The organism is Streptomyces sp. NPDC002467 (genome assembly GCF_042889825.1).
In the GTDB taxonomy this organism is placed as follows: domain Bacteria; phylum Actinomycetota; class Actinomycetes; order Streptomycetales; family Streptomycetaceae; genus Streptomyces.
This window is the reverse complement of the sequence record NZ_JBIARJ010000003.1, coordinates 246074-268933: the sequence shown is the minus strand read 5'-3', so window position 1 is coordinate 268933 and position 22860 is coordinate 246074. Positions and strand designations below refer to the sequence as shown.

Sequence of the window (22860 nt, the reverse complement as noted above, 5' to 3'; positions counted from 1 at the left end):
CGGCTGGGGGCCGGGTCCGGCCTCCGGACTCTCTGGCTCTGGGCTGTGGACCCTCCCACCGTGGGAGGGTCCACCATGATGGCGTGCACGACGAACTTCTCACCATCGGGCGCTTCGCCCGCCTGTGCCGCCTCAGCGTGAAGCAGCTCCGGCACTACGACGACACGGGGCTTCTGGCTCCCACCCACGTGGCCGCCGGCTCCGGCTACCGCTATTACGCGCCCGAACAAGCGCGTGATGCCCTGACCATCGCCCTCCTGCGGGAGATGGACCTTCCCCTGGCCGTCATCGCCCGGACCCTGGCTGCCGGACCCGAGCGCAGGGCGGAGATCCTGCGCGCCGAGCGGGATCGGCTGGCCGAGCGGATCCGCAGGGACCAGGTCCGGCTGGGGATGCTGGAGCGGCTGGCAGAAGGCGGTCTGCCCGGGTACGAGGTGTCGCTGGGCCGGGAGCCGGATCGGCGGTTGATCGTGGTGCGAGCGGTCTGTACCCCCGCGGAGATCGGGAACGCGGTCGGGGAGTGCGTGAGCCGGCTGCTGCCCGCCCTCGGCGGAGTGGAGATCGCATGGGAGCCGCCGTTGTGGGGGCTGTACCCGCTGGACCTGGACGAGCGCATGGAGATCGCCGTCGGAGCGCAGACCCCGCACGGGGAAGGCGTGCCCGGCCTGGAGTGCGAGGTGCTGTCCGGTGGACTCGTTGCCGAGACCACGCACATCGGGCCCTACGCGCAACTGCCCCTGGCCTACAACGCGCTCTTCTCCGCCATCCACGAGCGCGGCCTGCGCCCGGCGAGCGCACCCGTGCGCGAGGCGTATCTCGTCGGCCCGGAGGAAGCGCCACAAGAAGAACTGATGACCCGGCTGATCATCCCCGTTCAGGAGGACACGCCATGAGCATGGTCATGGACATCGATGCCCGCGGCACGCGGCACTGCGAGACGTCAACCCTCGGGGTGCTGCTGCGGCACCACGGAGTCGACCTGTCCGAGCCCATGCTGTTCGGTCTCGGCGCCGGTTTGTCCTTCGTCTACTGGGACGGCAAGAACATGGGCTTCCCCTTCCTCGGGGGACGGGTCAAGCCGTTCGACCTCACGAGGAACCTCGCCGGCAGGCTCGGGCTGGAGCTCCTGGTACAGGAGACCACCTCCCCGCGCAAGGCATGGAACAGCGTGGCGGCCTCGGTCGACGCCGGCCGCCCCGTCGGACTCCAGCTCGACAGCCACTACCTTGACTACTTCGGCTCGAAGGTCCACTTCGGCGGCCACGTCGTCGCCCTGTACGGCTACGACGACCACGACGCCTACCTGGTGGACACCGAGCAGCAAGGCGGAGCGGTCTCCACCAGCCTGAGCGGCCTCGCCCGGGCCCGGGCCGCGCGCGGACCGATGACCGCCAGGCACCGCTCCTTCACCCTCGCCGCTCCGGAGGGCCTGCACGCCCCGCACGAACGGATCGTCCCGGCCATCACCGCCTGCGCCGACGCCTTCCTCAACCCGCCCATCGCCAACCTCGGTCACCGCGGCATCGAGAAGGCGGGCAAGCTGGTGCGCACGTGGCTCCGGCGCACCGACACCCCACAGCGGGACCTGCCACAGGCCGCCCTCCTGATGGAGAACGCCGGCACCGGCGGCGCCCTGTTCCGCAACCTCTACCGCGACTTCCTCGCCGAATGCACCGAGCTGCTCGACTGCGGCCACCTGCGCACCGGCCACGCCCTGTACACCGAGGCCGCCGCGCTGTGGACGGAAGTGGCCGGGCTGATCGGGAAAGCCGGCGAATCGGGTGACGCCTCGTACCTCGACCAGGCCGGCTCGATCCTCGAAGGTCTCTCACGCATCGAGCACGAGGCCATGCAGGCGCTGAGCCGCCTGGGGAGTGTGGGGCCCCGAGTATGAACCACCCTTGAACCGGCCTTGTGCCCCGGGCGGCCCGAAGCCCGGCCCGAGGCCTTCGGGGGGGATTGTCAGTGGCGTCTGCAAGGCTGCTGTGAGATACGGCCGATCAGGATCCGAGGAGTGCGCGATGAGCACGAAGACCAGCGGAACGTTCGATCTCACGTCCTTCGAACCGGAAGTACTGGACGAGGGCCCCGGTGCCGCCCTGGGCCGCGCGCGGATCACCAAGACCTTCGAGGGGGGCCTGACCGGCACCAGCACCGTGAACATGCTGACGGTGACCGAGATCGAGGGCGGTCCGGCGGCCTATGTCGCCGTGGAGCGGTTCACGGGCGAACTCGACGGCCTCAAGGGCTCCTTCGTCCTCCAGCACAGCGCGCCGGGCAGCCACGGTGAGCAGATCGCGATCCGCGTGGTCCCGGGCACCGGCTCCGGTGACCTCGCGGGGATCACGGGTTCCTTCGAGATCATCACGTCCGAGGACGGCAGCCACTCCTACGTATTGGAGTACGCACTGGGGTGACGCAAGCCCCGCGCGGCCGTGCCGACGTACGCGGGCCCCAGCCTCCGGGAGTTGGACGCGAGCCGGGATTTCAGTGGCTTCGCGCCCACCCCGGCTCCAAGATGTACGCAACCGTCGGCGGAGGCCGCGGACCGGTGATCACCGTCGTCGCCAGGGGGAGCCCGCAGCATGACCGGCATCACGGAGGCCCTCGGCGGGTCGGCGGCAGTCGACGATGCGGCACGTGGCGTCACGCGCCCGTTCTACGTGTACGCCGTGCTCGCCAACGCGCTGTTCCAGCGGGGCGTGTTCGTCCTCTTCCTTCAGCAGCGGGGCTTCTCCGCAGGTCAAGTGGCCCTGCTCCAGACACTGCTGTACCTGGTCAGCGGAGTTGCCGACCTGCCGACGGGAGTCATCGCCGACCGAATCGGCAGGCGTGCGAGCATCGTGATCGGCCAGGTGCTGATTGCCGGCTGTCTGCTCGGCCAGACGGCCTTCTCCGACTACTGGTTGTTCCTGACGCTGTTCATCGCGCAGGGCGTGGGCATGGCATGTGTGTCCGGTTCGGACACCGCCCTGCTGTACGACCTGCTCGTGCGTCGTGGTGCGACGGCCGGCTACGTCAAGATCAAATCGCGGTTCACCATGCTGGGGACGGTCACCTCGGGAGCCGCCATCGTCCTCGGCGGCCAACTGCAACGGGTTTCCTGGGGAATCGTCTACGCCGGTTCGGCGGCGTGCCTCGTCCTGGCCGTGGTGGTGCTCCTGTCACGGGTGCCCGAGATCCGCGGCGCGGACGCGGTGGACGAGCGGAACGGGGCCGAGGAGCAGCACGGCGACGCCACGCCATGGCGGGCGATGCTCCGGGTCGCGACGCCGGCGCTCGTGACGCTCGTCGTGGTCTCGGGCCTGATGCACGCGACTTTGACGCCGTACATCATCTTCACGCAGAAGACCCTTTCCGATCAGGGAGCGGGCACCGCATCGGTCAGCGTGGTCATATCGGCGGGATTCCTCGTCGGCGGACTCACTCCCTTGCTGTCGGACCGCGCGGACCGGCGCATCGGGTACCGGATCGTCGTCCCGTTGTCCCTGCTGACGCTCGCCGTGGCGCTCGGCCTGAGCGGCTTCGGCCTGGTCTGGGTCACGATCGCCGCGTTCCTGATCCTGGTCGGGATTCCCGAGATCACCGCCGTGATCGTGGACAACGTGTTCAACGAGGCAGTGCCGTCGCGCCACCGGGCGAGCCTGCTGTCGGTGATCGCGTTCGTGGAGTCGGCGCTCATCGGCATCGGCTACCTCGTCCTCGGCGCGCTCATGGACGGGTTCGGGTCCGGTGTGGGCATGGCCGCCTACGCCGTGGTGCCCCTGTCGGCATGCCTCCTGTGGCTCCCGGTGCTCTTCCGACGGGCACGGGTGACTACCGCGATCGAGAAGCCCGCAGACCAGAAGGCCTCCTGAAACGGGCCGGCTCGAACGGGGCAATTTCCGGTCGTGCCGGTGACGAAGCACCCTCCCGTCCGCCGGCCCGTCCGCTACGAAGGACTCTCGACCCACCGGCGGACTCCGCCGGCCGGACCGCCCGTGAACGGTGGTCCGGCGCCCGAGCGATCAGGACGAAGGACCGGCATCCGATGGAAGCCCCGCCCCCCGACGGCCGATTCCGGCCACCTGGTGGGCCGCCCCGGCACCCCGACTACTTCGGGGACAGCCTCGTCTGGTGGGGCCTGTACCTGCTCGCCTGCACCGCCTGGCAGCCCGCGCTCGCCGTCCTGGTCTCCCCCGTCCTCATGACGCTGCCGCTCACCGTCGGCAGCGACAAGCGCCTCCTGGAGAAGCACGTGGCGGACCGTCCCGGCTACCCCGCTTACGCGGCGCGCACCAGCGGCTTCCTGCCGCTGCCGCCGCGCCGGGACGGTCCTCGGGACGGAAGTCAGACCGTGGACAGGTCCTGAGGCGATCGGCCGGGGTCGGCCGGAGTACGGGCCAGCCTGCTGGGCCACCAGGCGCGCGGGCCGATGTCGATGACCAGTGCGGGCACCAGCAGGGACCGTACGACGAGGGTGTCCAGCAGGACGCCGAAGGCGACGATGAAGGCGATCTGGACGAGGAACGCCAACGGAATCACCATCAGCGCGGCGAAGGTCGCCGCGAGCACCACACCCGCGGAGGTGATCACTCCGCCCGTGGTGATCAGGCCGCGGAGCACGCCCCTGCGGGTGCCGAGGGCCAGGCTTTCCTCACGTACGCGTGACATGAGGAAGATGTTGTAGTCGACGCCGAGGGCGACCAGGAACACGAACCCGTACAGGGGGACGGAGGCGTCCGTGCCGCTGAAGCCCAGCAGGTGCTCGAAGACCAGCGCGGACACGCCCAGTGTCGCCAGGAAGTTGAGGGCGACGGTCGCCACCAGGAGGACCGGTACGACCACGGAACGCAGCAGTGCGACGAGGATCAGCAGGATGATGCCGAGGACGACCGGGACGATCACGGTGCGGTCGCGGGCGGCGGTCTCCTGGGTGTCGAACCGCTGGGCCGTGTACCCGCCGACCAGTGCCTCGGCGCCGGGAACCGCGTGGACCCGCTCGCGCAGCCGCCGGAGCGTCTCCTTCGCCGGGTCGCTGTCGGCGGCCGCGTCGAGCGTGGCGTCCAGCCGCACCCTGCCGTCCACCACCAGCGGCGTCCCCTCGCCGGGCCGGCCGCCCGCGGTGACGGGGACCACCGCGGCGACGCCGTCCGTGGCCTCGGCGGCGGCGCGCACCTCCGTTGCCCGCCCGGCGTCCGCGATGATGACGGCCGGATTGCCGGAACCGCCGGGGAAGTGCCGTGCGAGGGTCTGCTGCGCGCCGACCGAAGGGGCTTCGTTGACGAAGATCTCGTCGAGCGGCACGCCCTTCGAGGACAGGCCGGGCGCGAAGGCGGCCAGGACCAGGAGCAGCAGGGCCGAGGAGGCCCATACGCGCCGCGGTGACCGGTCGATGAGCCCGGCGACGCGGCGCCACACCGTGTGGCCCTCGACGGTGGCGTCGGCGGGCTTGGGGGTGGCGGGCCAGTAGGCCACCCGTCCGAGCAGGGCGAGCACGGCGGGCAGGAAGGTCAGGGCGCTGAGCGCGGCGCAGACGATGCCGATCGCGCCGACCGGCCCGAGGGCCCGGTTGTTGGTCAGGTCGCTCGCGAGCAGTGCCAGCAGGCCGAGGGCCACGGTCGCCGCGCTGGCGGTGACGGCGCCCGCCGAACGGCGTACGGCGGCCAGTGCCGCCGCCGCGCGGTCGCCGCGTACGGCGAGCTCCTCGCGGAAGCGTGCCGCGATGAGCAGGGCGTAGTCGGTCGCGGCGCCGATGACCAGGATCGACAGGATCCCCTGCACCTGGCCGTCCACGCGGACCGCTCCCCTGGCGGCGAGCGCGTAGACCACCGCGCAGGCGAGACCGAGGGCGAGCACCGCGCTGAAGATGATCACCAGGGGAAGCAGCACGCTGCGGTACACCAGCAGCAGGATCAGCAGCACCGCGCCGAGCGCGACCCCCAGCAGCAGTCCGTCGATGCCGGAGAACGCATCGAGGAGGTCCGCCTGGGCGGCGGCGGGACCGGCGATCTGCACGGTGGTGCCGGGCACCTGCCGCGCCGCACTCCGTACCTCGTCCAGGACCACCGGGAGCCCCTTGCCGAGATCGGGAGCGAGGGGCACCACGGCCTGCATCGACCGGCCGTCGACCGAGACGAAGGCGGGCGAGGGCGCGCCGGCGATTCCGGTCCGGCCGGCGAGGCTCCCGACCGCCCGGGTGGCGGCTTCCTGCTGCACGCCGGTCACCGGGCCGCCGTCCGCGGTCCACACGAGGACGGCCGGAACGGACGCCGAGGTCTCGAACGCCTTCTGCGCGTCGACGACCTTCGTCGACTCTGCGCTGCGCGGCAGGAAGGCGGCCTGGTCGTTGGTGGCGACCTCGCCCAGCCGGCCCGCGTAGGGGCCGAGGGTTCCGCCGATCCCGAGCCAGACGAGCAGGAGTACGAGCGGCACGGTCCAGAAGGCCCAGCGCGGTGTCTTCTTCAAGGTGGTTCCTCAGGCAGGACGGGAGATTAACTCAACGACAAAGAATGTCACTCATCGAGAGATCTTATGCTGATGTCATGCATGCGACCGAGCGCTCCGCACCCTCCGCACCCGTACTTCCGTCCGACGACCCGATCGGGTTGCAGTCGTTCGCCGTGCTCCTGCGCCGGATGAACGCGGAGTTCAATCGGATCTCTCAGGAGTTCGCCCACGAACAGGGACTCCATCTCACCGACGTCCAGGCACTGATCGCGGTCCTGGACGCGGACAGCGACGAAGTGGGCGGCCCCATGACGCCCGGGCGACTGCGCAAGCGGATGAACCTCACCTCGGGCGCGATGACGGCGTGCCTGGACCGGCTGGAGCGGACCGGCCACATCCGCCGCGTCCGGGCGGCCGACGACCGCCGCGTGGTCCACCTGCACTACGAGGAGCGGGCGAGGGAGGTGGCGCGCGCCTATTTCCGTCCGCTGGCCCACGGCACGGACGCCGCCCGCGCCCGGTTCACCGAGGACGAGCTACGCGTCGTGGTCCGCTTCCTCGCCGAAATGAATCACGAACTGGCCCTCCTCGGCCGCTGAGGAAGCCGCCCGACTCGACCGCGGACAGACGACGGCCCCGACGCTCGCACGCCGGGGCCGGACTCGGCCGGCCCCTTTCAGATGTGGGACGTGAGGCCGGTGACGGGGTCGTGGGAGATCAGCGTGGGCATCCCCGGGTCGTACTGGACGACCTCGCCGGTCAGCAGGGCCCGTCGTCGACCGACCGTCGCGATCTCGACCAGGAACCGCAGCACATCGGCCACCGCCGCGCCGTCGAGGACGTCCTCGGGCCAGAGGGAGAACTCGATCTCCTCCTCGAAGGCGGGCCAGGCCGTGAACCACACGGCGCCGAAGCGAGCACGGAAGCAGAAACCGCTCTCCTGCCCCTCCGGCTCGTCCGCCCAGACGCGGAAGAGTTCGGCGACGGGGGGACGCACGGGATCGAGCCGGGGGTAGGGGTGCACCACCTCGGTCTCGTCGGCCACGACACGCAGGCGCTCGAGGACCGCGATCCACTCGACGCGGGTCGTGTCGAGGATCCGAATGTCCCTCAGGCTGCCGTCGAGGTGGAAGACCCGGCACATCCACGGCTCGGGCAGACAATTCGCCCGGGCACCGTGCTCACCGGCGTGGACGTCCTCGTGCACCGACTCGACACCCCTCGCGTTCGCCTCTCCCATGACACCAAGTCGACATCCTCTCCACCCTGAAGGACGGAGATTCCCGCCTGTCTGCCGGTGCTCACCGGCCGGGGCTTCGGGTGGGTTCCCGTTTCTCCGCGATGCGCCGGAACGTGTCCCGGTCTTACCCGCGCTCCGCGGGCTGATACAGCCAGTCCGGCCGCCTTGGCGCGCCGGGTGCGGGCGGGAGGACTCCGCACGCCGGGCCGGCCGGTCAGGCGACCTCGTGGCGCTCGGGCGCCTTCCGTGTCCTGACCCCGCCGAGGACGAGCGCCAGTCCCACGGCGACGATGCCGAGGTAGGCGGTGGACGGCAGGTCGACGACCTTGTGCAACCAGCCCCACTCCGTGCCGAAGAAGGTCTGCGAAACGAAGCCGACGACCCCCTGCGCTCCCACGACGTAGCCGATGCTTTCGATGGTGTATCCGATGGTTGTTCGCACGGATCAACCCTCTCGCGGCGAGAGCCACAAGATCGTCCTCCACAGGGCGGAAATCACGGTAGGCCGAACGATGCAGTCGCCCGCGCAGAGCAGCCCGGGTTTGCCGGGGCGCGGGCGGCGGCTCACTGCGCCGCCCGGCGGCCGGCCGGCCGCGGCGGCGGGATTCGGCCGATGCCGGCCGAGGGGCGGCGCGTTGTCGCGGGGCGCGCTACCCTCCCGCCCATGATTGACATGAACACGACTTTCAGGGGCTCGGCCGGCGGGCGTTCCAGCAGCTCACCAGGGAGAAGAACCGGCCTCCGCCTCCTGGTGTGCCTCTTCCTACTGGCCCTGCTCGGCGCACCGGCCGCCGTCGCGGCCACGCCGCCTCCCCCCTCCCCCGCCGCAGCGCGGGCGGCCGAGGCCTCCGCCCGCTGGGGTGACCGCCGCCTCGACGAGGTCTCCTTCCTCGCCACCCACAACGCCTTCACCAACTACGAGGACTCGCGCTGGAGCTCGGTGAACCAGTCCGAGTCGGTGCGCGCCCAGCTCGACAACGGGGTCCGCGGCCTGAGCCTGGACACGCACTGGTACGAGCACAGCACCTGGCTGTGCGTCATCAGCTTCGGCAGCGACTGCTACCCGAGCGACGTGTACCTGTGCCACGGCGACTGCAAGACCTTCGCCGGAGCCACGTACGCGCTGCCGAGGCAGTCCTTCCACGGCACCATGCAGACCGTGGTGGACTTCCTGGCCTCCCACCCGCAGGAGGTGGTGACCGTCTTCCTCGAGGACTACGTCAGCGCCGATCAGCTCCGCCAGTCCCTCGGCAGGGTGCGCGGGATCGACGACGTGCTGTTCCGGCCGGACGAGTGGGGCGTCCGCCAGAAGGGATGGCCGAAGGTGGCCGACCTCGTCACCGCCGGCAAGCGTCTGCTGGTCTTCTCGGACAGGTCCGACCGCGAGCAGCTGGGCGTCATGTACGACAGGTCGTGGACGGTGAGCAACTACTGGAGCCTCGGCGACATGGGCAACGACCTCGCGTGCGTCACCCGCTGGCCGGATGTGCCCCTGGACCGACAGGAGCCCGGATTCCGGAGGCTGTTCACGATGAGCCACCACCGCAACGTGCCCACGGTCCTCACGGCGTCCCTGGACAACGGCGCCAAGCTCCGGAACCGCATCGCGGACCAGTGCCGGACCGCGACCGGGGGCCGCAGTCCCAACTTCGTCTCCGTCGACTTCCACCGCCTGTCCGACGGCAGCGGCCACACCCCGGCCTCGATCGTCGCGGAGCTCAACGCCAGGCCCTGAGCCGGCGCCACCACCGGCACCGAACCCCCTTCTTTTCGTCCCCTTGACGATATGACGGTCGGCGATTATCGTCATGATGACGAAATCAAGGGGGTTCACCATGGCCGACATCACCCGACGCTTCGGCTGGCGTCATCTTCGTTCCGCGCCCACCACCCACATCCGCCACCACAAGCGCGGCCGGCTCGTCCACGACGGCCGGGGCCTCAGCTTCTGGTACCGGTCGCTGTCGGCGGCGCTGTCCGAAGTGCCGGTCGACGACCGGGAGTTGGCCATGGCGTTCCACGCCCGTACGGCCGACTTCCAGGACGTCACCGTGCAGGCCACCGTCACGTACCGGATCAGCGACCCGGCCGCGGCGGCGGACCGGCTCGACTTCTCCGTGGACCCGGACAGCGGCAGCTGGCGCGGCGCGCCCTTGGAGCAGATATCCACCCTCCTCACGGAGACCGCGCAGCAGCACACGCTGGACGTGCTGGCCCGGACCACGCTGGCGGTCACCCTGGTGGACGGCGTCGCCTCCGTGCGGCAGAGCGTCACCGCAGGTCTCGCCGCCGAGCCCCGACTCCCGGACACCGGCATCGACGTGGTCGCCGTACGCGTCGTCGCGATCCGGCCCGAGGCCGAGGTGGAGCGCGCCCTGCGCACGCCGGCCCGTGAGCAGATCCAGCAGGAGGCGGACCGGGCCACGTACGAACGGCGGGCCGTCGCCGTCGAGCGCGAGCGCGCGATCGCCGAGAACGAGCTGGCCAGTCAGATCGAACTGGCCCGCCGCGAGGAGCAGTTGGTCGAGCAGCGGGGCATCAACTCCCGCCGTGAGGCGGAGGAGAAGGCCGCGGCCGACAGCGTACGGACCGAGGCCGAGGCGGCCCGCAAGGTCCGGCTGGCCCGCGCGGACGCCGCGGCGGAGCGCGAGACCGGCTCGGCCCGCGCCGAGGCCCAGGCCGCGTGGCTGCAGGTGCACGGCGAGGCGGGCCCCGGCACGCTGTACGCCCTGGCGGCGACCCGGATGGCGGAGAACCTGCCGCGGGTCGAGAGCATCACGCTCACCCCGGACGTCCTCACCGGCCTCCTCAGCCGGCTCGGCCGTCCGGACCCCGGGGCGGACGCGTGAGCCTGGCCCCCCGGGCGGTGCTCGTGCACCGCAGGACCGAGTACGAGGAACTGATCGCCCGTCACGGGACGCACGGGCAGGCCGCGTTCTTCCTGTCCAGTCGGGGCCGCTCGATCGACGAGGTGGTCACCCGGCACGACCGGACCCGGCAGGCGCTGCGCGAGGTGGCGGCGGCGGTGCCGCTCACCTGGCGCAGCTCCCAGGTGGAACGGGCGGACCTGGACCGCTTCCTGTTCGCGCCGGAGGACGTGGTGGTCGTGGTGGGGCAGGACGGCCTGGTCGCCAACACCGCGAAGTACCTCGCCGGGCAGCCGGTGGTCGGCATCGACACCGATCCGGGACGCAACCCCGGAGTCCTGGTCCGTCACCGCAGCACCGACACGGCCGCCCTCCTGCGTGCCGCGACCTCCGGGGGGCGGACGGAAGACCTGACCATGGTCGAGGCCGTCGCCGACGACACCCAGCGCCTCCTCGCGCTGAACGAGATCTACCTGGGCCCGCCGAGCCACCAGACGGCCCGCTACCGCCTCGGCACCGACGGCGAGGAGGGCCCGGGCGAGGCCCAGGCGTCCTCCGGCGTACTCGTCGGCACCGGCACCGGCGCCACGGGTTGGCTGCGCTCCCTGTGGCTGGAACGCGGCAGCACCGCACAGCTGCCCGCACCGTGCGACCGCCGGCTCCTGTGGTTCGTCCGCGAGGCCTGGCCGTCGCCGTCGACCGGAACCTCAAGGGTCTCGGGCCATCTGGAACAGCGGCAGGGACTACGACTGACCGTGGAGTCGGACCGGATCGTGGTCTTCGGCGACGGCATGGAGACCGACGCCCTCCAGCTGACCTGGGGCCAGAGCGTACGACTGGGCATCGCGGCGACATCACTGCGCCTGCTGACGTGAGGACCCCGCCCACCTGTGGTGCCCCGAACGGCCTTGCGGGCTCGGGGACCCACGGTTGGGCGGCTGCACCGGGGCGTGATCAGCGAACGTCGAGCCAGTCACCCGGGATCAGATCACGCACACGCTCTACAGGTCACCCACCCAGTGGGCAGCGAAGCCCTGGATGAACTCCATGCACCGCTCCGACCTGCGACGCTTGCGGCAAGAGCGGCATCGAGTTCGAACTCTTGTGTCATGTCGGGACGTTATCCGTCCCGGCGCCGGCCTACGGAAATCAGTGCTCCCTCGCGACCCCCCGGTCAGGAGCGACCTTCACCTTCGAAGAGTGTGCGTGGCGCACCTCGGGAGCAAGGGGCGGTTTTCCGTGCTTCGCCGGTGGGGAGTGAGCGGGTGCCGAGAGCGGCCGGCCGAGGGAAGGCTGCGGCTGCCCGGCGGTCCGTCTAGGAGTTGAGCATGGACTACACGCAGATTTTCGCCGACCCGGAACTGAAGGACGAGTTCCTCGACCGCTTCGAGGAGATCAGGGACGCCTCGGCGGGCGCAGGCGGCCTGGAGAGCGTGGGCGCACTCGAAGCGGTCCTGGACATCGACCACGCCGCCGACGCCGTGAAGCAGATGTCCGAGGGGACCTGGCAGGGCGACGACAGCGGCGTCGAGGCGATCATCCTGCGGTTCGGCCGCCCGGTACACCTGATCCGCGGCGGCACCTTCGACACCTCCGCCGACGCGCCCGACGGTTATCCGGAGAGCGAGGTCGTCGCCGCGCGGCTGAGGGCGGCACGGCCGCGCCTGGAGCGCGTCATTCCCAGTGTGGGTCGGGTCGACCTGCGCAACCACCGTGAACCCTGGGCGGGTACGGGCTGGATGGTGGCCGAGGAGATCGCCGTCACCAACCGCCACGTGGCGCGGGCCTTCGCCGAGCGGAAGGGGGGCCGCTTCCCGTTCCGCACGATCTCCGGACGGAACGTGCGCGCGGACATCGACTGGCGCCGCGAGTACCGGCGGCCGCAGGAGTCCCGCTTCCGGGTGACGGAGGTGATCTGGATCGCCCCGGACGCGGCGCACGAGGACGTCGCCCTGCTCAGGGTCGCCCCGACGGGCGAGGACGGCGAGCCCCTGCCGGCGCCCATCCCGCTGGCAACCGGCGAACGTGACGGCCTGAGCGTGGGCCGCTGGGTCGGCGTGATCGGCTACCCCGGTCAGGGCAAGGCCGACCCGGATGACCGCCAGCGCATCTTCGACGGCATCTACGACCACAAACGACTGGCCGCCGGCCGCCTGACCGCCATCGAGCGCGACCGCTGGGTGTTCCACGACGCGACGACCATCGCCGGCAACTCGGGTTCCGCGGTCATCGACCTGACCACCGGCCGGGCGCTGGCCCTGCACTTCGCGGGCTGGCCCGGGGAACGCAACCATGCCGTGCGGGCCTCGGACGTCGCCCGCATCGTCCGCGAGCACGCTTCGTGAGACCTGGGCCGGCCGCCCCGGACGAGGGACTCGAAACCGTCACCGCGCCCACCGAGGGCAAGCCGACGCTCGCGGAATCCCGCGCCGTCCTCGCCGCCGCCGAGCGCCGCGTGGCCCGGCTGGAGCGCTCCGGGGTGCCCGTGGCCACCGGTTTCCTCGTCCGCCCGGGGCTGCTGCTCACCGCGGGGCACGCCGTGCGGCTGGACCTCGGGGTGACCGGGACCGCGCCGGTCGCCGGGATGGTGGCCGTCTTCGACCACCGGGGCGGTCCGCACGTGCCCCCGGCGGAGGGCGGCGTCCGCGTCCCCCTGGCCGAACTGCTCGAATCCAGCCCGCCGGCCACCGACGACCCGCCGGCGCCCGGCCTGCCCAGGGCCCCGGACGGGCTGGACTTCGCGCTGGTCCGGCTCGCGCACCACCCCCCGGACGTGTGGACCGAGCAGGGTGGGCCCGTACCCCGGGACCACTACGAACTCCGGCCCCAGGAGTACGCGTTCACCGCCAAGCACCTGCACGTCTTCCACCACTCCCTGACCTGGGCACTGGGACACGGGCAGACGACGGCCGTCCAGGTCGCCGGGCAGCGTGTGCGGTACAGGGGCGTCAACACCGACGTCGGCGCGTCGGGCGGCCCCGTCGTCACCCGGGACGGTCTCCTCGTGGCCCTGCACCACGGTCACCGGAAGGGCATGAACGAGGCCGTCCCGACCAGCCTCATCCGTGCCCGGATCGACGCCGGTCCGCACGCACGGCTGTTCACCGCACCGGTCGAGGCACCCCGCCGTCACCCCGGCGGGGCGCGGGTCGGGGAGGCGGGCGAGGCGCGGGGCCCCTGGCTCGGGCCCCGGCGCTCGTACCCCGCGCCCACCGGCCCGACGGGTGAGGACCCGCGCGCCGTGACCGCCCGGGAGGTGGCCGCGCACTTCCGCCCCGACGATCCGGTCGCGTACGCAACGGGCGCCGCCCTGGTGGTCGAGGCGGCCCGTGCGATGGACGAGGCCGCCGGCGACGGGGCCGTCACCGCCGCGGTACTGGCCGCGGCCCTGATCCGTGAGGCGGCCCGTCGGCGCGCGGCGGGCGAGGCCGCCCACCTGCTCGCCCGGGGTGCCGTCGCGGCGGTGGACCGGGTACGGCAGGAGCTGGCCCGGTGCGCGGAGCCCTGCGCCGACCCGCTGCCCGTCGCCCGCGCGGCGACCGCGGACCTGCCCCTGGCGGAGGCCGTGTCGGCCGCCGCGCTCCTGGCGGGCGGCCACGGCATCCTGCTGTGCGAGCCCGGTGACACGCGTGGCGTCGAAGCACCCGTGCGGCAGCAGGGCCTGCGGCTGCCGGCCGGTCACGCCCTGCCGTACGACGCCGACGCCCACGGCACGGACCGCTGGACGCGCCGGACCCGGCTCGTGCAGCCGTACGTCCTGCTGCTCGGCCCCACCACCGGGGACGGCGAGACGTTCCGGCGGCTGCGCGGACAGATCGCCTCCGAGGGGCGGCAGTTGCTGATCGTGGCCATGGCGGAGGGCGCCGATCCGCGGGCGGGTCTGCTGCGGTCCCTGGCGGATCCGGCGGACGGTCCGGTCCCCGCGCTCGTCCGGCTCGACGCCGGCCCCGGGAGCCACCGGCTGCGGGCACTGGCGGTGCTGACCGGGGGGACGCCCCTCACCGAGGAGTCCGGGCTGCTGCCGGGCAACGCGTGGTTCGACGTCCTGGGACGGGCCGACCTGGCGGTGGTGTCACCGTCGCGCACCCTCCTCCTGGGCGGGCACCACGCCCCTCGGACCCTGGAGTGGTGGACCGCCTCGACGCGTACGAAACGCGCCATGGCCGGGTCGGACGCCGAGCGGTCGGCGCTGGACGAACTCCTCGGGTGGCTGACCTCGCGGTCGGTGACCCTGCGGGTCGGCGCGCACACGAGGGACGGGATCGCCCCGCGGGCGGCCGCCGCCCAGCGGGCCGCCGAAGCGGCCCGGGCGGCGCTGCGCTCGGGCACCCTGCCGGGTGGCGGGCTGGCGCTGCTCCGGGCCCGCGCCGTACTGCCCGCGGAGTCCGCGGAGCCGGGCGCGGACGTCGTGCGGGCCGCGCTCGCGGCCCCCTTCAGGCTGCTGGCGGCCGCGGCCGGGCTCGGCGAGGCCGAGATCGAGCGGTACTGCGCCGGGCCGCCCGCACCGGAACCGATCGAAGCGCCCGAGCCGTTCGTGGCACCGGACGGGAAGGAACCGAGGGACGCCGCGGAGCTCGTCCTGCCGGCCCTCGATACGGCGGCGGCCGCTCTGACGGCCTTCCTGGGTACCGCCTGACATGGGCCCGCGGCCTCAACGCGGCGCGCCCGTCACCCTCCCCCTCCGCGCCCCCGTCCCTGTCCCCGTCCCCGTCCCGCCGTCGGCCTGCACCCGGCTCAGGTGGTCCTGCACGTCCTTGTGGCGGAACTGGTAGACCCCGCCCACCTGACGCAGCGCCGAAACGCGGTGGGCGTCCTCCAGGAATCCCATGGGATCGCGTGGGAGGAGCCCGCGCAGCCTCAGCCAGTAGCAGGCGACCACGTACCGGGGCCAGGTACGGACGGCGAGGGGCACCCACAGGGTCATCGCCATGAAGAAGACGAAGCCCTCGACGACGTGCGTACCCCCCTCGTACGGGTAGGCCGCCATGACCGGGACGACGGCCGCGCCGAACAGCAGGGCCACGACCAGGCCCCATCCGGCCACCAGCTGGCGGTCCCCCCGCAGCAGGACCTGCGGCGAAGTGGAGTCGTCGGCGGGCGCCGGGGCCTGGAGCCAGCGCAGGACACCCGACAGCAGCCCCAGGAACGCGCCGAACAAGGCGAACGTGAGCGAGGCCACCACGGCGTATCCGGGCCGGCTCTGCTGCTCCCACTGCGCGGAGCCCGGGGAGGCGGCGGCCCGGTACGAAGCCCAGAACAGCAGTCCGAGGACGGCACCGGCCCCGGCACCGCCCCGCATCCCGGCCCACAACCGCCGCAGCAGCCCGGTGCCGGCCCGGAAGCGGGGGCCTCGTACCGGTCCGCCCGCGCCGAGCAGCCCGGCGGCGACGCCGAAGACGAGACCGAAGACCAGTCCGCCGAGCGCCCCGCCCGCAGGGCCCGCCGACAGGGCCGCCAGGACCGCGATCACCCCGCCCATCGGCACGCCGATCGCGAGCGCCGTCGACATCCGCCCGAAGCGGGGGTCCGCGGGCGCCCGGTCGGGGGCCTGGGAGCGCCGACCGCCGCGGCCGCCGCGGCCGGCACGCGCCCGGTCGCCCACCGCGCGGACCGAGCGGTCCAGCCAGGACGAGACCGGCTCGGGTCCCCACCACGACACGAGCATCCCCGTGACCAGCCCGGCCGTGCCGAGCTGCAACCCGGCGACGGCGCCGTCGTGCGCCCCGACCGCGGAGGTGGTGGTGACCCCTCCGGCGACGGCCGCGAGCGCTCCCAGGAGGACGCCGTAGACGGCGTGCGGCACCGCCTTGCTCAACTCCCACCACGCCAGGTCGGTCCGGTCGATGCGTTCCAGGTGCCGGGCGAGGAAGGAGAGGTGGCGCCGGGCGCCGGGCCAGTGGTCCGGGGTCAGCCGGTGGTCGAAGAGGACCCGGACCGTGTTGTCCAGGATCTCCGCCCGGACGTGGGCCGGGTCGGCCAGCACCAGGCGCCGGAACGGGTCCTCCTCGTCGGTGTCCGCATGCCCGTACAGGTCGGTGAACAGGGTGGCCGTGAGCGGGGACGTCAGCGCCGTCCCCAGCGCGGCCAGCAGCTCGGGGCCGACGGTTCCCGCCGCACCGTCGTCGGGCGCCACGGCCCGGACCTGGGCCGTCCACCGCTCCTTCAGCACGGCGGCCCCGACCTGCCCCGCGTTCGGCGCGAGCAGCGACCAGGACGGGGTCGCCACCGGCAGTCCGCGGGCCCGCCCGGCGCGCACCTCGTCCTCCAGTACCCCCCAGCCGTGCTCCAGCAGACCGAACAGGTCGGCCCACTCCGCGTGTCCGGGACCGCCCCGCCCCAGGCTGTCCCGCAGGTACGACAGGACGTGGGGGAAGGCCAGTTCGCGTGCCTCGGTGACGGCGGCCCCGTAGAGCACCGGGCCCTGCCGCAACGCCCGCGCGTACTCCTCGGTGCGGCAGGCCAGGATCACCGACAGGCTGGGGTGGAACGCCCTGCGGATGCGGACCAGCACCCGCGCGAGGTGCTGCTCCGGAATCTCGTCCAGGCCGTCGAGGCAGGGCAGTACGTGGCCCTCGCGCAGCAGTTGACCGGCCTGCGCCTGCGAGCCCACCTCGGGGTGGTCGACGACGAGGCGTCCGGCCAGCCAGTCCAGCAGCTCGTGGCGGCGCGGGTCGTAGGAGCTGAGCGAGAAGAGCACCGGAACGGGCGCCACCCCTTGCCCCGCCCCCGCACCGCCGGGAAGCCGGGCCCCGGCCCGGCACAGTTCGAGCAGCATCAGGATGAGCAGGGTGGACTTGCCGGAACCGGCGGGGCCGACGACCACCAGCCGGCGGGGGGTGAGCGCGCCGAAGGATTCCACGAGGCCCGCCATGTCGGCCGTGCTGCCGCCGATGCCGGGTACCCGGCCGTCCGCGAGCGTCGCCGGGGCGGGCGCCCACTGGGTGTGCAGGAGCCGGGGCCGCTCCGGGTCGGGGGTGAGTCCTCGCTTGTCGGCCTCCGCGGCCCAATCGCGCCGCACGGAGACCCGGAGCGACCGCAGCACCTCTTCGCGCTCGCCGTCGGTGAGCCGCGGGGCCCGGGCCCGACGGCGTTTCGCGAGGAGGGCGAGCGAGGCGCCGAGGACCATCAGCCCGAACAGCACGTACAGGTCCACCGGGCCCCCGTCCCGTCCCCCGAGCCGGTGCGCGGGAGACGCCCCGCAGACTAGTGAATCCGGCCGGACGCTGTCCGGTCTTTCACCCGACGCCTTCGGGCCCTCATCGCTTCGATCTGCGGCCGAACGGGTCGTCGACGTGGCCCGACGTCGTTGCGGTCCGGTCGTCGCGGGTGCGCGACGTAGGGTGGCCGTCGCTCGTCGGTGCCGGAAGAACGGGACGTCCATGGTGCAAGAACAATGGGGGCGCACGATGTTCGCCACCGCGCCGGCCCCCGGCACCACCGCGACCCATGACGTCGGCCTGCTCGTGCTGCGGCTCGTCGTCGGCCTCGCCATGGTCGGCCACGGCACGCAGAAGCTCTTCGGCTGGTTCGGCGGTCCGGGGCTCTCCGCGACCGGCAAGGGCTTCACGCAGGCCGGCTACCCCGCCGGCGACGCCATGGCCGTCATCGCCGGGCTCTCCGAGACCCTCGGCGGCCTCGGCCTCGCGCTCGGCCTGCTCACCCCGCTCGCCGGCGCGGCCCTGATCGGCGTCTTCGTCAACGTCCTCGACGTGCGGGGGCTGAGCGCCTTCTTCCCCCCGAAGGGCGTCGAACTCGAAGTGCTGCTGCTCGCCGGGGCGCTCACCCTCACGCTCACCGGGCCGGGCCGCTTCTCCGTCGACCACTTCCTTCCCGTACTGCGCGAGTCGCGACCCCGGTACTCCGTGCTCGCGGTGGTGTTGGGCGTCGTCCTGGGATTCGTCGTCCTGCTCATCCGGGACTGACGACGACCGGGTAGAGCGCCGATCAGCGGTCGCCCCGCTGGTCGGCGGCCCCTCGCTATCCGGCCTTCAGGCGGCGGCTGATCTCCTCGCTCATTCGGCGCTGGAGTTCGGCCAGTTGCTCGTTGGTGTACCCCTTCAGGTCGCCCGGATCCCCCGGGTTCTTCGCGCCCTGCTCCTGCTGTTTCTGCTGCTCCCGGCGTTTGAGTTCCTGCTCCTCGGGCGAGCCGGGAGCCGCGTACGCGCACCGGATGAGCGCTCCGTCGGCGGCCTTCAGGCAGGTCGCCTCGCGGCCTCCCACCTGGCCCTTGCCCTCCACCCGGTACCGGATGTTCTGCTCGCTGCCGACGGTGGCCGTCCACGTGCTGCCACCGGTGGGGACGACCTCGAACACCTGGTCGTCGTTGTAGCAGCAGACGTCCCGGTATTCGGCCTTGATGAGGGCGACGAGTGCCTTCGGGGACGACCACGCGGGATCGAGGCGGTGGATGGTCATCGGCGCGAGGCCGTTGCCCTGGTGGCGGGTGGGCACCGTCGACACGGCCACGATCGAGCTGGCCTCCCCCTGCGGAGTGAGCGGGGTCACGTACGCGCTGCGCCCGCCGCCCTCCTGGTAGCGCAGGGTGAACTCGGACTCGTTGCCCTCGTTGGCGCCGTCCTCCGAGGCGTCCCAGCCGCTGCGCTCGAACCACCAGTCACCGAATCCGCCCACGGCCGCGGTGCCCTCCCGCTGCCGGGCCGCGAGGCTGAGGGGATAGGACGGACCGGGAACGGCGGAGGTGTCGGAGGTGATGGTGAGCTTGCCGGTGCGCCCGTTGTAGAGCGCGACGCCGGCGGGACGCTCGGTGACGACGAGGAACCCGGTCTGGCGCTTGAGCGGTACGACCACGGTCGGCTCGCCGCCCGAGCAGGTCACGTAGGCGTCGTCGGCCTCGAAGCGGACCCAGCGCCGCTCGGCCGAGATCTTCCGGCCGAGGTTGTGGGAGAACCAGCCGCTGATCCGGGCGTCGGCAGCGGACACGTCGAACTGGCAGCGCTCCTGGCTGCGGCTCTCGCCGCCGAGCGGGATGTCCTGCACGAGCCCGACCTCGTACCCGGCCAGCCAGCCGCGCCGCTCCACCAGGGTGGCGAACCTGTCCGAGTCGGGCAGGTAGGTGATGTCGGAGATCTCGCCGGTGACGTCGCCCAGGTGCGGGGCGGCCTGCGCCTTGCCGACGACGTACGGCGCCCGGGCCGTGAGCCCGGGTACGGGTTCGGTCACCACCTGCGCGGTCGCCATGTACGCGCGGTCCTGGAGGTACGAGCCGTACACCAGCCAACCGACCGCGAGGGCCAGCCCGACGAGCGCCCCCAGACACCCGAGGGTGGCGGCCGCGCTTTCCGACGAGCCCACGGTGTGCCCAGCGCGCCGCCGCAGCCACCGCACCACGAGCCACACCACCGCGGCGCCCGCCGCGGCGAGCAGTGGCAGGGCGAACCAGGCGAAGAGCTTGCGCAACTCCCAGACCATGATCGTCGTGTAGTACGAGGCGTACCAGAGCACGAACCCCACCGGCAGTACGACGATCCCCACACGCAATGCCCGACCCACAGCGCCCCCCGCTCCTCGGCCCCACCCCGCCTCGCCCGATTCTGTACCCCGGGACCCCGCGGTGTCACCGGGTTACGGGAGCGGCCGGCAATCCCCGGTGCGGAGGACGGTCGACCCGGGAGCCCCGAGCCCCCTTCCGGCCCCTACCGGGTGGTGAGGGCGGGGAAGGTCATCGTGTAGCCCCGGGCGGTGAGCCAGGGCAGGTACTCCTTGAGCGCCGCGACGGTCTCGCTGCGGTCGCCACCCCCGTCGTGGAAGAGGACGGTCGGCTGCTGCGGCAGCGCCCCCTCCACGACGGAGACGATGGCCGGCAGTCCCGGCCTGCTCCAGTCCTTGGGGTCCACGCTCCAGCCCAGGGGCCGCATCCCGTTCGCGGCGGCTATCGCGCGGCTTTCGGGGGTGAAGGCGCCGCCCGGCGCGCGGTAGTAGTTCACGGCGACGCCCGGCACGGCCTTCTCGATCATGGCCTTGCCGTCGAGTATCTGCTGCTCCTGGTACGCGACCGGCTTGTGGTCCATGGTCACGTCGTGGTCGACGGAGTGGTCGCACAGCCGGTGTCCGTCGGCGGCGACCGCGCGCACCAGGTCCGGGTACTCCTGCGCGCGGGTCCCGATCATGCAGAAGGTGGCCTTGACGTGGTTCTCCCTGAGCACCTGGAGGACCTGGGGGGTCCAGCGGGGGTCCGGACCGTCGTCGATGGTGATGGCGATGTCGTGGCCCGGTCCCTGCGCCAGCCGGGATATGCCCAGGGGCATCCGGGTGGCTCCCTCGGCGGATCCCGCGGGGTTCGAGGCCGTGGAGCGGCCGGACGACCCGTCCGTGGCGGCGAGGGCGGGTGCGGCAACCGCCGCCACGAGGCCGAGGACGACCGCCGCGACGGTGGAGACCCTCGACCGACGGCGTGCGGAGCTGCTGGTGACGACCATGGGGGCGCTGTTCCTTTGCGCTCGACCCCCCGGCGTGCGTTACCGGTACAGGCTAGGTCAAGGGCTTACGAATCCCCATCATCCTTTCGGCCCCGGATTCAGGGTCTTCGTCACACACCGCGTGCGCGTCCCGCGTGGGCGGGAGGTGTCCACGACCGGTCGAGTCTCGCCGCTCCGGGCTCCAGTGCAATTCGTACACGGCGTCCGCCGCCTCCCGGCGCACCTCGGGGTGGGGGTGGCGGAGGTACCGCTCGACGACCGGCAGCGCCGCTCGGTCGTGGGTCGCGCCGAGGATGCCGAGGACGTACTCCAGGAGCAGGGGTTCGAAGGCATCCGCGCCGACGGCGAGGGGCTCGACCACCCGGTAGGGGAGCTCATGGTGCACGGAGGCGGTGCAGATCGCGTGCAGCGCGGACTCCCGCGCTCCGTGGCCCACGTCGGCCAGTGCGACCGCGACGAGGCGCTCGACGGTCCGCTCGGCGTCGTGCGGCGTCAGGAGACCCGTCTCCAAGACGTCGCCGATCGCGTCGAGGGAGAGGTCCCCGTTGCCCGCGTTCGCGCCGTTCCACTCCTCCCAGGCCGATTCGATCAATGTCGTCAGGCGCTCGTATCCGTCCACGGGCAGAGGATAGGAGACGGTCGGCGCCCGCCCCGAAGTGATGGATGACGGGGGCAGGTCAACGGAGATCGGCGGCCACCGCCGGACACCCGAGGAAGAAGGAGCGACCGGTATGGCGATTCAGCGGATGGACAACGTCGGCGTCGTCGTCGAGGACATGGATGCCGCCATCGCGTTCTTCGTGGAGCTCGGCATGGAGCTGGAGGGCAGGGGGGAGGTCGAGGGCCTCTTCGCCGACCAGTGCACCGGGCTCGACGGCGTCCGCTGTGACATCGCGATGCTCCGGACCCCGGACGGCCACAGCCGGCTCGAACTGGCGGAGTACCGCAGCCCGGCGATGATCAGTGCCGGGCCGCGGAACCGGCCGCACAACGTTCCGGGCACGCACCGCGTCATGTTCGCCGTCGACGACATCGAGGACACCGTTTCCCGGTTGCGTCCGCACGGCGCGGAACTCGTCGGCGAGATCGCCCGGTTCGAGGACAGCTACCTGCTCTGCTACCTGCGCGGCCCGGCGGGCATCATCGTCGGACTGGCCGAGCGGCTGCGCTGAGCAGGCGCCCGGGAGTCCACCGGCGCTCGGGCCGGGCCGATTCCCTCGGTGTGGAACGCCGGCGGGGGGAGGCGACAAGACCGGTCGGCGAAGCGCGTCAGAACGCGTAGAGCGCGTTGCCGCCCAGGGTCGCGTTCATCTGGCACGTGTTGGAGAAGGTGTGCTTCCACGCGATGCGGCTGCCGCGCCAGGCGCCGTCCGCCGTGACGGTGACGGGGTCGTAGTGCATGGGGCACGCCCGGCCCGGGTCCGACGCGGACAGCAGGCGGTTGAACTCCCCGCCGGTGGCGTTGAGGGCGTCGCACGCGGCCCTGGGGGCGGGGTGCGTTCCCTCGGCGGTGTAGGCGCAGCTGAGGACGGCCGCACGCAGGACGGTGCCCGTGTCCGCGTCGTCCCCCTGGGTGATGGTGAAGACCAGGGCGGACGGGGCGTACAGGCTCGCGGGCTGGGCCTCCGCGACGCCCGTTGCGCCGGCGAGGCAGAGGACGGCGGCGGCGGAGACTGCGGCCAAGCGGTGACGCATGACAACACTCGCTTTCGATTCGAAGGTTTTGACGGGGAGTCGAGCTTTCGTATGACGCTCAACTGATGTCGATGCTGACAGGTACGAAGGCCGACGGCACATCGGCGGTCGACTTACGGACAGGGAGTACGGATTCCGGATGGCGTACGGGAGTTCGTACAGGTCCCACGGCGTTGCCGGGCTCGGTGCGCTG

General features: G+C 72.4%; 20 protein-coding genes and 1 pseudogene. 13 read left to right on the top strand and 8 right to left on the bottom strand.

Features of this window, described 5'->3' with window-relative positions:
* Positions 1-83: 83 nt before the first annotated feature.
* The 5 genes and pseudogenes from ACFYYJ_RS07625 to ACFYYJ_RS07605 form a co-directional block, all read left to right on the top strand.
* Positions 84-893: a MerR family transcriptional regulator gene (locus ACFYYJ_RS07625; RefSeq protein ID WP_389129577.1), complete on the top strand. Its 810-nt coding sequence runs from the start codon at positions 84-86 to the stop codon at positions 891-893.
* Positions 890-1894 carry a BtrH N-terminal domain-containing protein gene (locus tag ACFYYJ_RS07620; protein WP_389129574.1) on the top strand — a complete coding sequence of 335 codons (1005 nt, stop codon included), beginning with the start codon at positions 890-892 and terminating at the stop codon, positions 1892-1894. Before ACFYYJ_RS07625 ends, ACFYYJ_RS07620 begins: the two co-directional genes overlap by 4 nt.
* A 127-nt stretch (positions 1895-2021) precedes the next feature.
* Positions 2022-2417, top strand: a complete 396-nt coding sequence (locus ACFYYJ_RS07615; RefSeq protein ID WP_385359832.1) for a DUF3224 domain-containing protein — start codon at positions 2022-2024, stop codon at positions 2415-2417.
* A gap of 168 nt (positions 2418-2585) precedes the next feature.
* Positions 2586-3857, top strand: coding sequence for an MFS transporter (locus ACFYYJ_RS07610; protein WP_389129572.1), 1272 nt, complete (start codon positions 2586-2588; stop codon positions 3855-3857).
* Positions 3858-4081: 224 nt separating this feature from the next.
* Positions 4082-4351, top strand: a pseudogene (locus ACFYYJ_RS07605) (DUF1295 domain-containing protein); the annotation flags it as partial.
* Here ACFYYJ_RS07605 and ACFYYJ_RS07600 read toward each other — a convergent pair.
* Positions 4330-6447: an MMPL family transporter gene (locus ACFYYJ_RS07600; protein ID WP_389129569.1), complete on the bottom strand. Its 2118-nt coding sequence runs from the start codon at positions 6445-6447 to the stop codon at positions 4330-4332. The pseudogene ACFYYJ_RS07605 and the gene ACFYYJ_RS07600 sit on opposite strands and share 22 nt — an antisense overlap.
* 170 nt (positions 6448-6617) lie before the next feature.
* On the opposite strand from ACFYYJ_RS07600, the gene ACFYYJ_RS07595 reads away from it, so the two are divergent.
* On the top strand, positions 6618-7028 hold the full coding sequence (locus ACFYYJ_RS07595) for a MarR family transcriptional regulator (protein WP_389130492.1): 411 nt from the start codon (positions 6618-6620) through the stop codon (positions 7026-7028).
* Positions 7029-7105: 77 nt separating this feature from the next.
* On the opposite strand, the gene ACFYYJ_RS07590 is transcribed toward ACFYYJ_RS07595, so the two are convergent.
* Together ACFYYJ_RS07590 and ACFYYJ_RS07585 are read right to left on the bottom strand one after the other, a co-directional pair.
* Entirely contained in the window at positions 7106-7669 is a 564-nt protein-coding gene (locus ACFYYJ_RS07590; protein WP_389129566.1) for a hypothetical protein, read from the bottom strand.
* Between the two features lie 214 nt (positions 7670-7883).
* Entirely contained in the window at positions 7884-8111 is a 228-nt protein-coding gene (locus tag ACFYYJ_RS07585) for a hypothetical protein (RefSeq protein WP_385124909.1), read from the bottom strand.
* Between the two features lie 222 nt (positions 8112-8333).
* On the opposite strand from ACFYYJ_RS07585, the gene ACFYYJ_RS07580 reads away from it, so the two are divergent.
* The 5 genes from ACFYYJ_RS07580 (at position 8334) to ACFYYJ_RS07560 (ending at position 15172) form a co-directional block, all read left to right on the top strand.
* Positions 8334-9404 (top strand): PI-PLC domain-containing protein, encoded by a 1071-nt coding sequence (locus tag ACFYYJ_RS07580; protein ID WP_389129564.1) that lies wholly within the window; start codon positions 8334-8336, stop codon positions 9402-9404.
* A 100-nt stretch (positions 9405-9504) separates the two neighbouring features.
* A complete protein-coding gene (locus tag ACFYYJ_RS07575; protein ID WP_385124907.1) occupies positions 9505-10518 on the top strand; it encodes an SPFH domain-containing protein in 1014 nt (337 codons plus the stop codon).
* Positions 10515-11411: a hypothetical protein gene (locus tag ACFYYJ_RS07570; protein WP_385364219.1), complete on the top strand. Its 897-nt coding sequence runs from the start codon at positions 10515-10517 to the stop codon at positions 11409-11411. Before ACFYYJ_RS07575 ends, ACFYYJ_RS07570 begins: the two co-directional genes overlap by 4 nt.
* Positions 11412-11864: 453 nt before the next feature.
* Positions 11865-12881 (top strand): trypsin-like serine peptidase, encoded by a 1017-nt coding sequence (locus ACFYYJ_RS07565; RefSeq protein WP_389129561.1) that lies wholly within the window; start codon positions 11865-11867, stop codon positions 12879-12881.
* Positions 12878-15172 (top strand): TCP-1/cpn60 chaperonin family protein, encoded by a 2295-nt coding sequence (locus ACFYYJ_RS07560; protein WP_385364224.1) that lies wholly within the window; start codon positions 12878-12880, stop codon positions 15170-15172. The genes ACFYYJ_RS07565 and ACFYYJ_RS07560 overlap by 4 nt, the downstream gene beginning before the upstream one ends.
* 15 nt (positions 15173-15187) lie before the next feature.
* On the opposite strand, the gene ACFYYJ_RS07555 is transcribed toward ACFYYJ_RS07560, so the two are convergent.
* A complete protein-coding gene (locus tag ACFYYJ_RS07555; RefSeq protein ID WP_389129559.1) occupies positions 15188-17689 on the bottom strand; it encodes a hypothetical protein in 2502 nt (833 codons plus the stop codon).
* A gap of 226 nt (positions 17690-17915) precedes the next feature.
* Here ACFYYJ_RS07555 and ACFYYJ_RS07550 point away from each other — a divergent pair, with 226 nt between their 5' ends.
* Entirely contained in the window at positions 17916-18458 is a 543-nt protein-coding gene (locus ACFYYJ_RS07550; protein ID WP_385364227.1) for a DoxX family membrane protein, read from the top strand.
* 55 nt (positions 18459-18513) lie between these two features.
* Here ACFYYJ_RS07550 and ACFYYJ_RS07545 read toward each other — a convergent pair whose 3' ends face one another.
* The 3 genes from ACFYYJ_RS07545 to ACFYYJ_RS07535 all read right to left on the bottom strand — a co-directional run bounded on the left by ACFYYJ_RS07545 (position 18514) and on the right by ACFYYJ_RS07535 (position 21591).
* A complete protein-coding gene (locus ACFYYJ_RS07545; RefSeq protein ID WP_385364229.1) occupies positions 18514-20046 on the bottom strand; it encodes a hypothetical protein in 1533 nt (510 codons plus the stop codon).
* Positions 20047-20189: 143 nt separating this feature from the next.
* Positions 20190-20972 carry a polysaccharide deacetylase family protein gene (locus tag ACFYYJ_RS07540; protein WP_385124899.1) on the bottom strand — a complete coding sequence of 261 codons (783 nt, stop codon included), beginning with the start codon at positions 20970-20972 and terminating at the stop codon, positions 20190-20192.
* 52 nt (positions 20973-21024) lie between these two features.
* Positions 21025-21591 (bottom strand): hypothetical protein, encoded by a 567-nt coding sequence (locus ACFYYJ_RS07535; protein WP_389129557.1) that lies wholly within the window; start codon positions 21589-21591, stop codon positions 21025-21027.
* 112 nt (positions 21592-21703) lie between these two features.
* Between ACFYYJ_RS07535 and ACFYYJ_RS07530 the strand changes: the two genes are divergently transcribed.
* A complete protein-coding gene (locus tag ACFYYJ_RS07530; RefSeq protein WP_389129555.1) occupies positions 21704-22144 on the top strand; it encodes a VOC family protein in 441 nt (146 codons plus the stop codon).
* 97 nt (positions 22145-22241) lie between these two features.
* On the opposite strand, the gene ACFYYJ_RS07525 is transcribed toward ACFYYJ_RS07530, so the two are convergent.
* Positions 22242-22667, bottom strand: a complete 426-nt coding sequence (locus ACFYYJ_RS07525; RefSeq protein WP_389129553.1) for a subtilase-type protease inhibitor — start codon at positions 22665-22667, stop codon at positions 22242-22244.
* Positions 22668-22860: the final 193 nt, after the last annotated feature.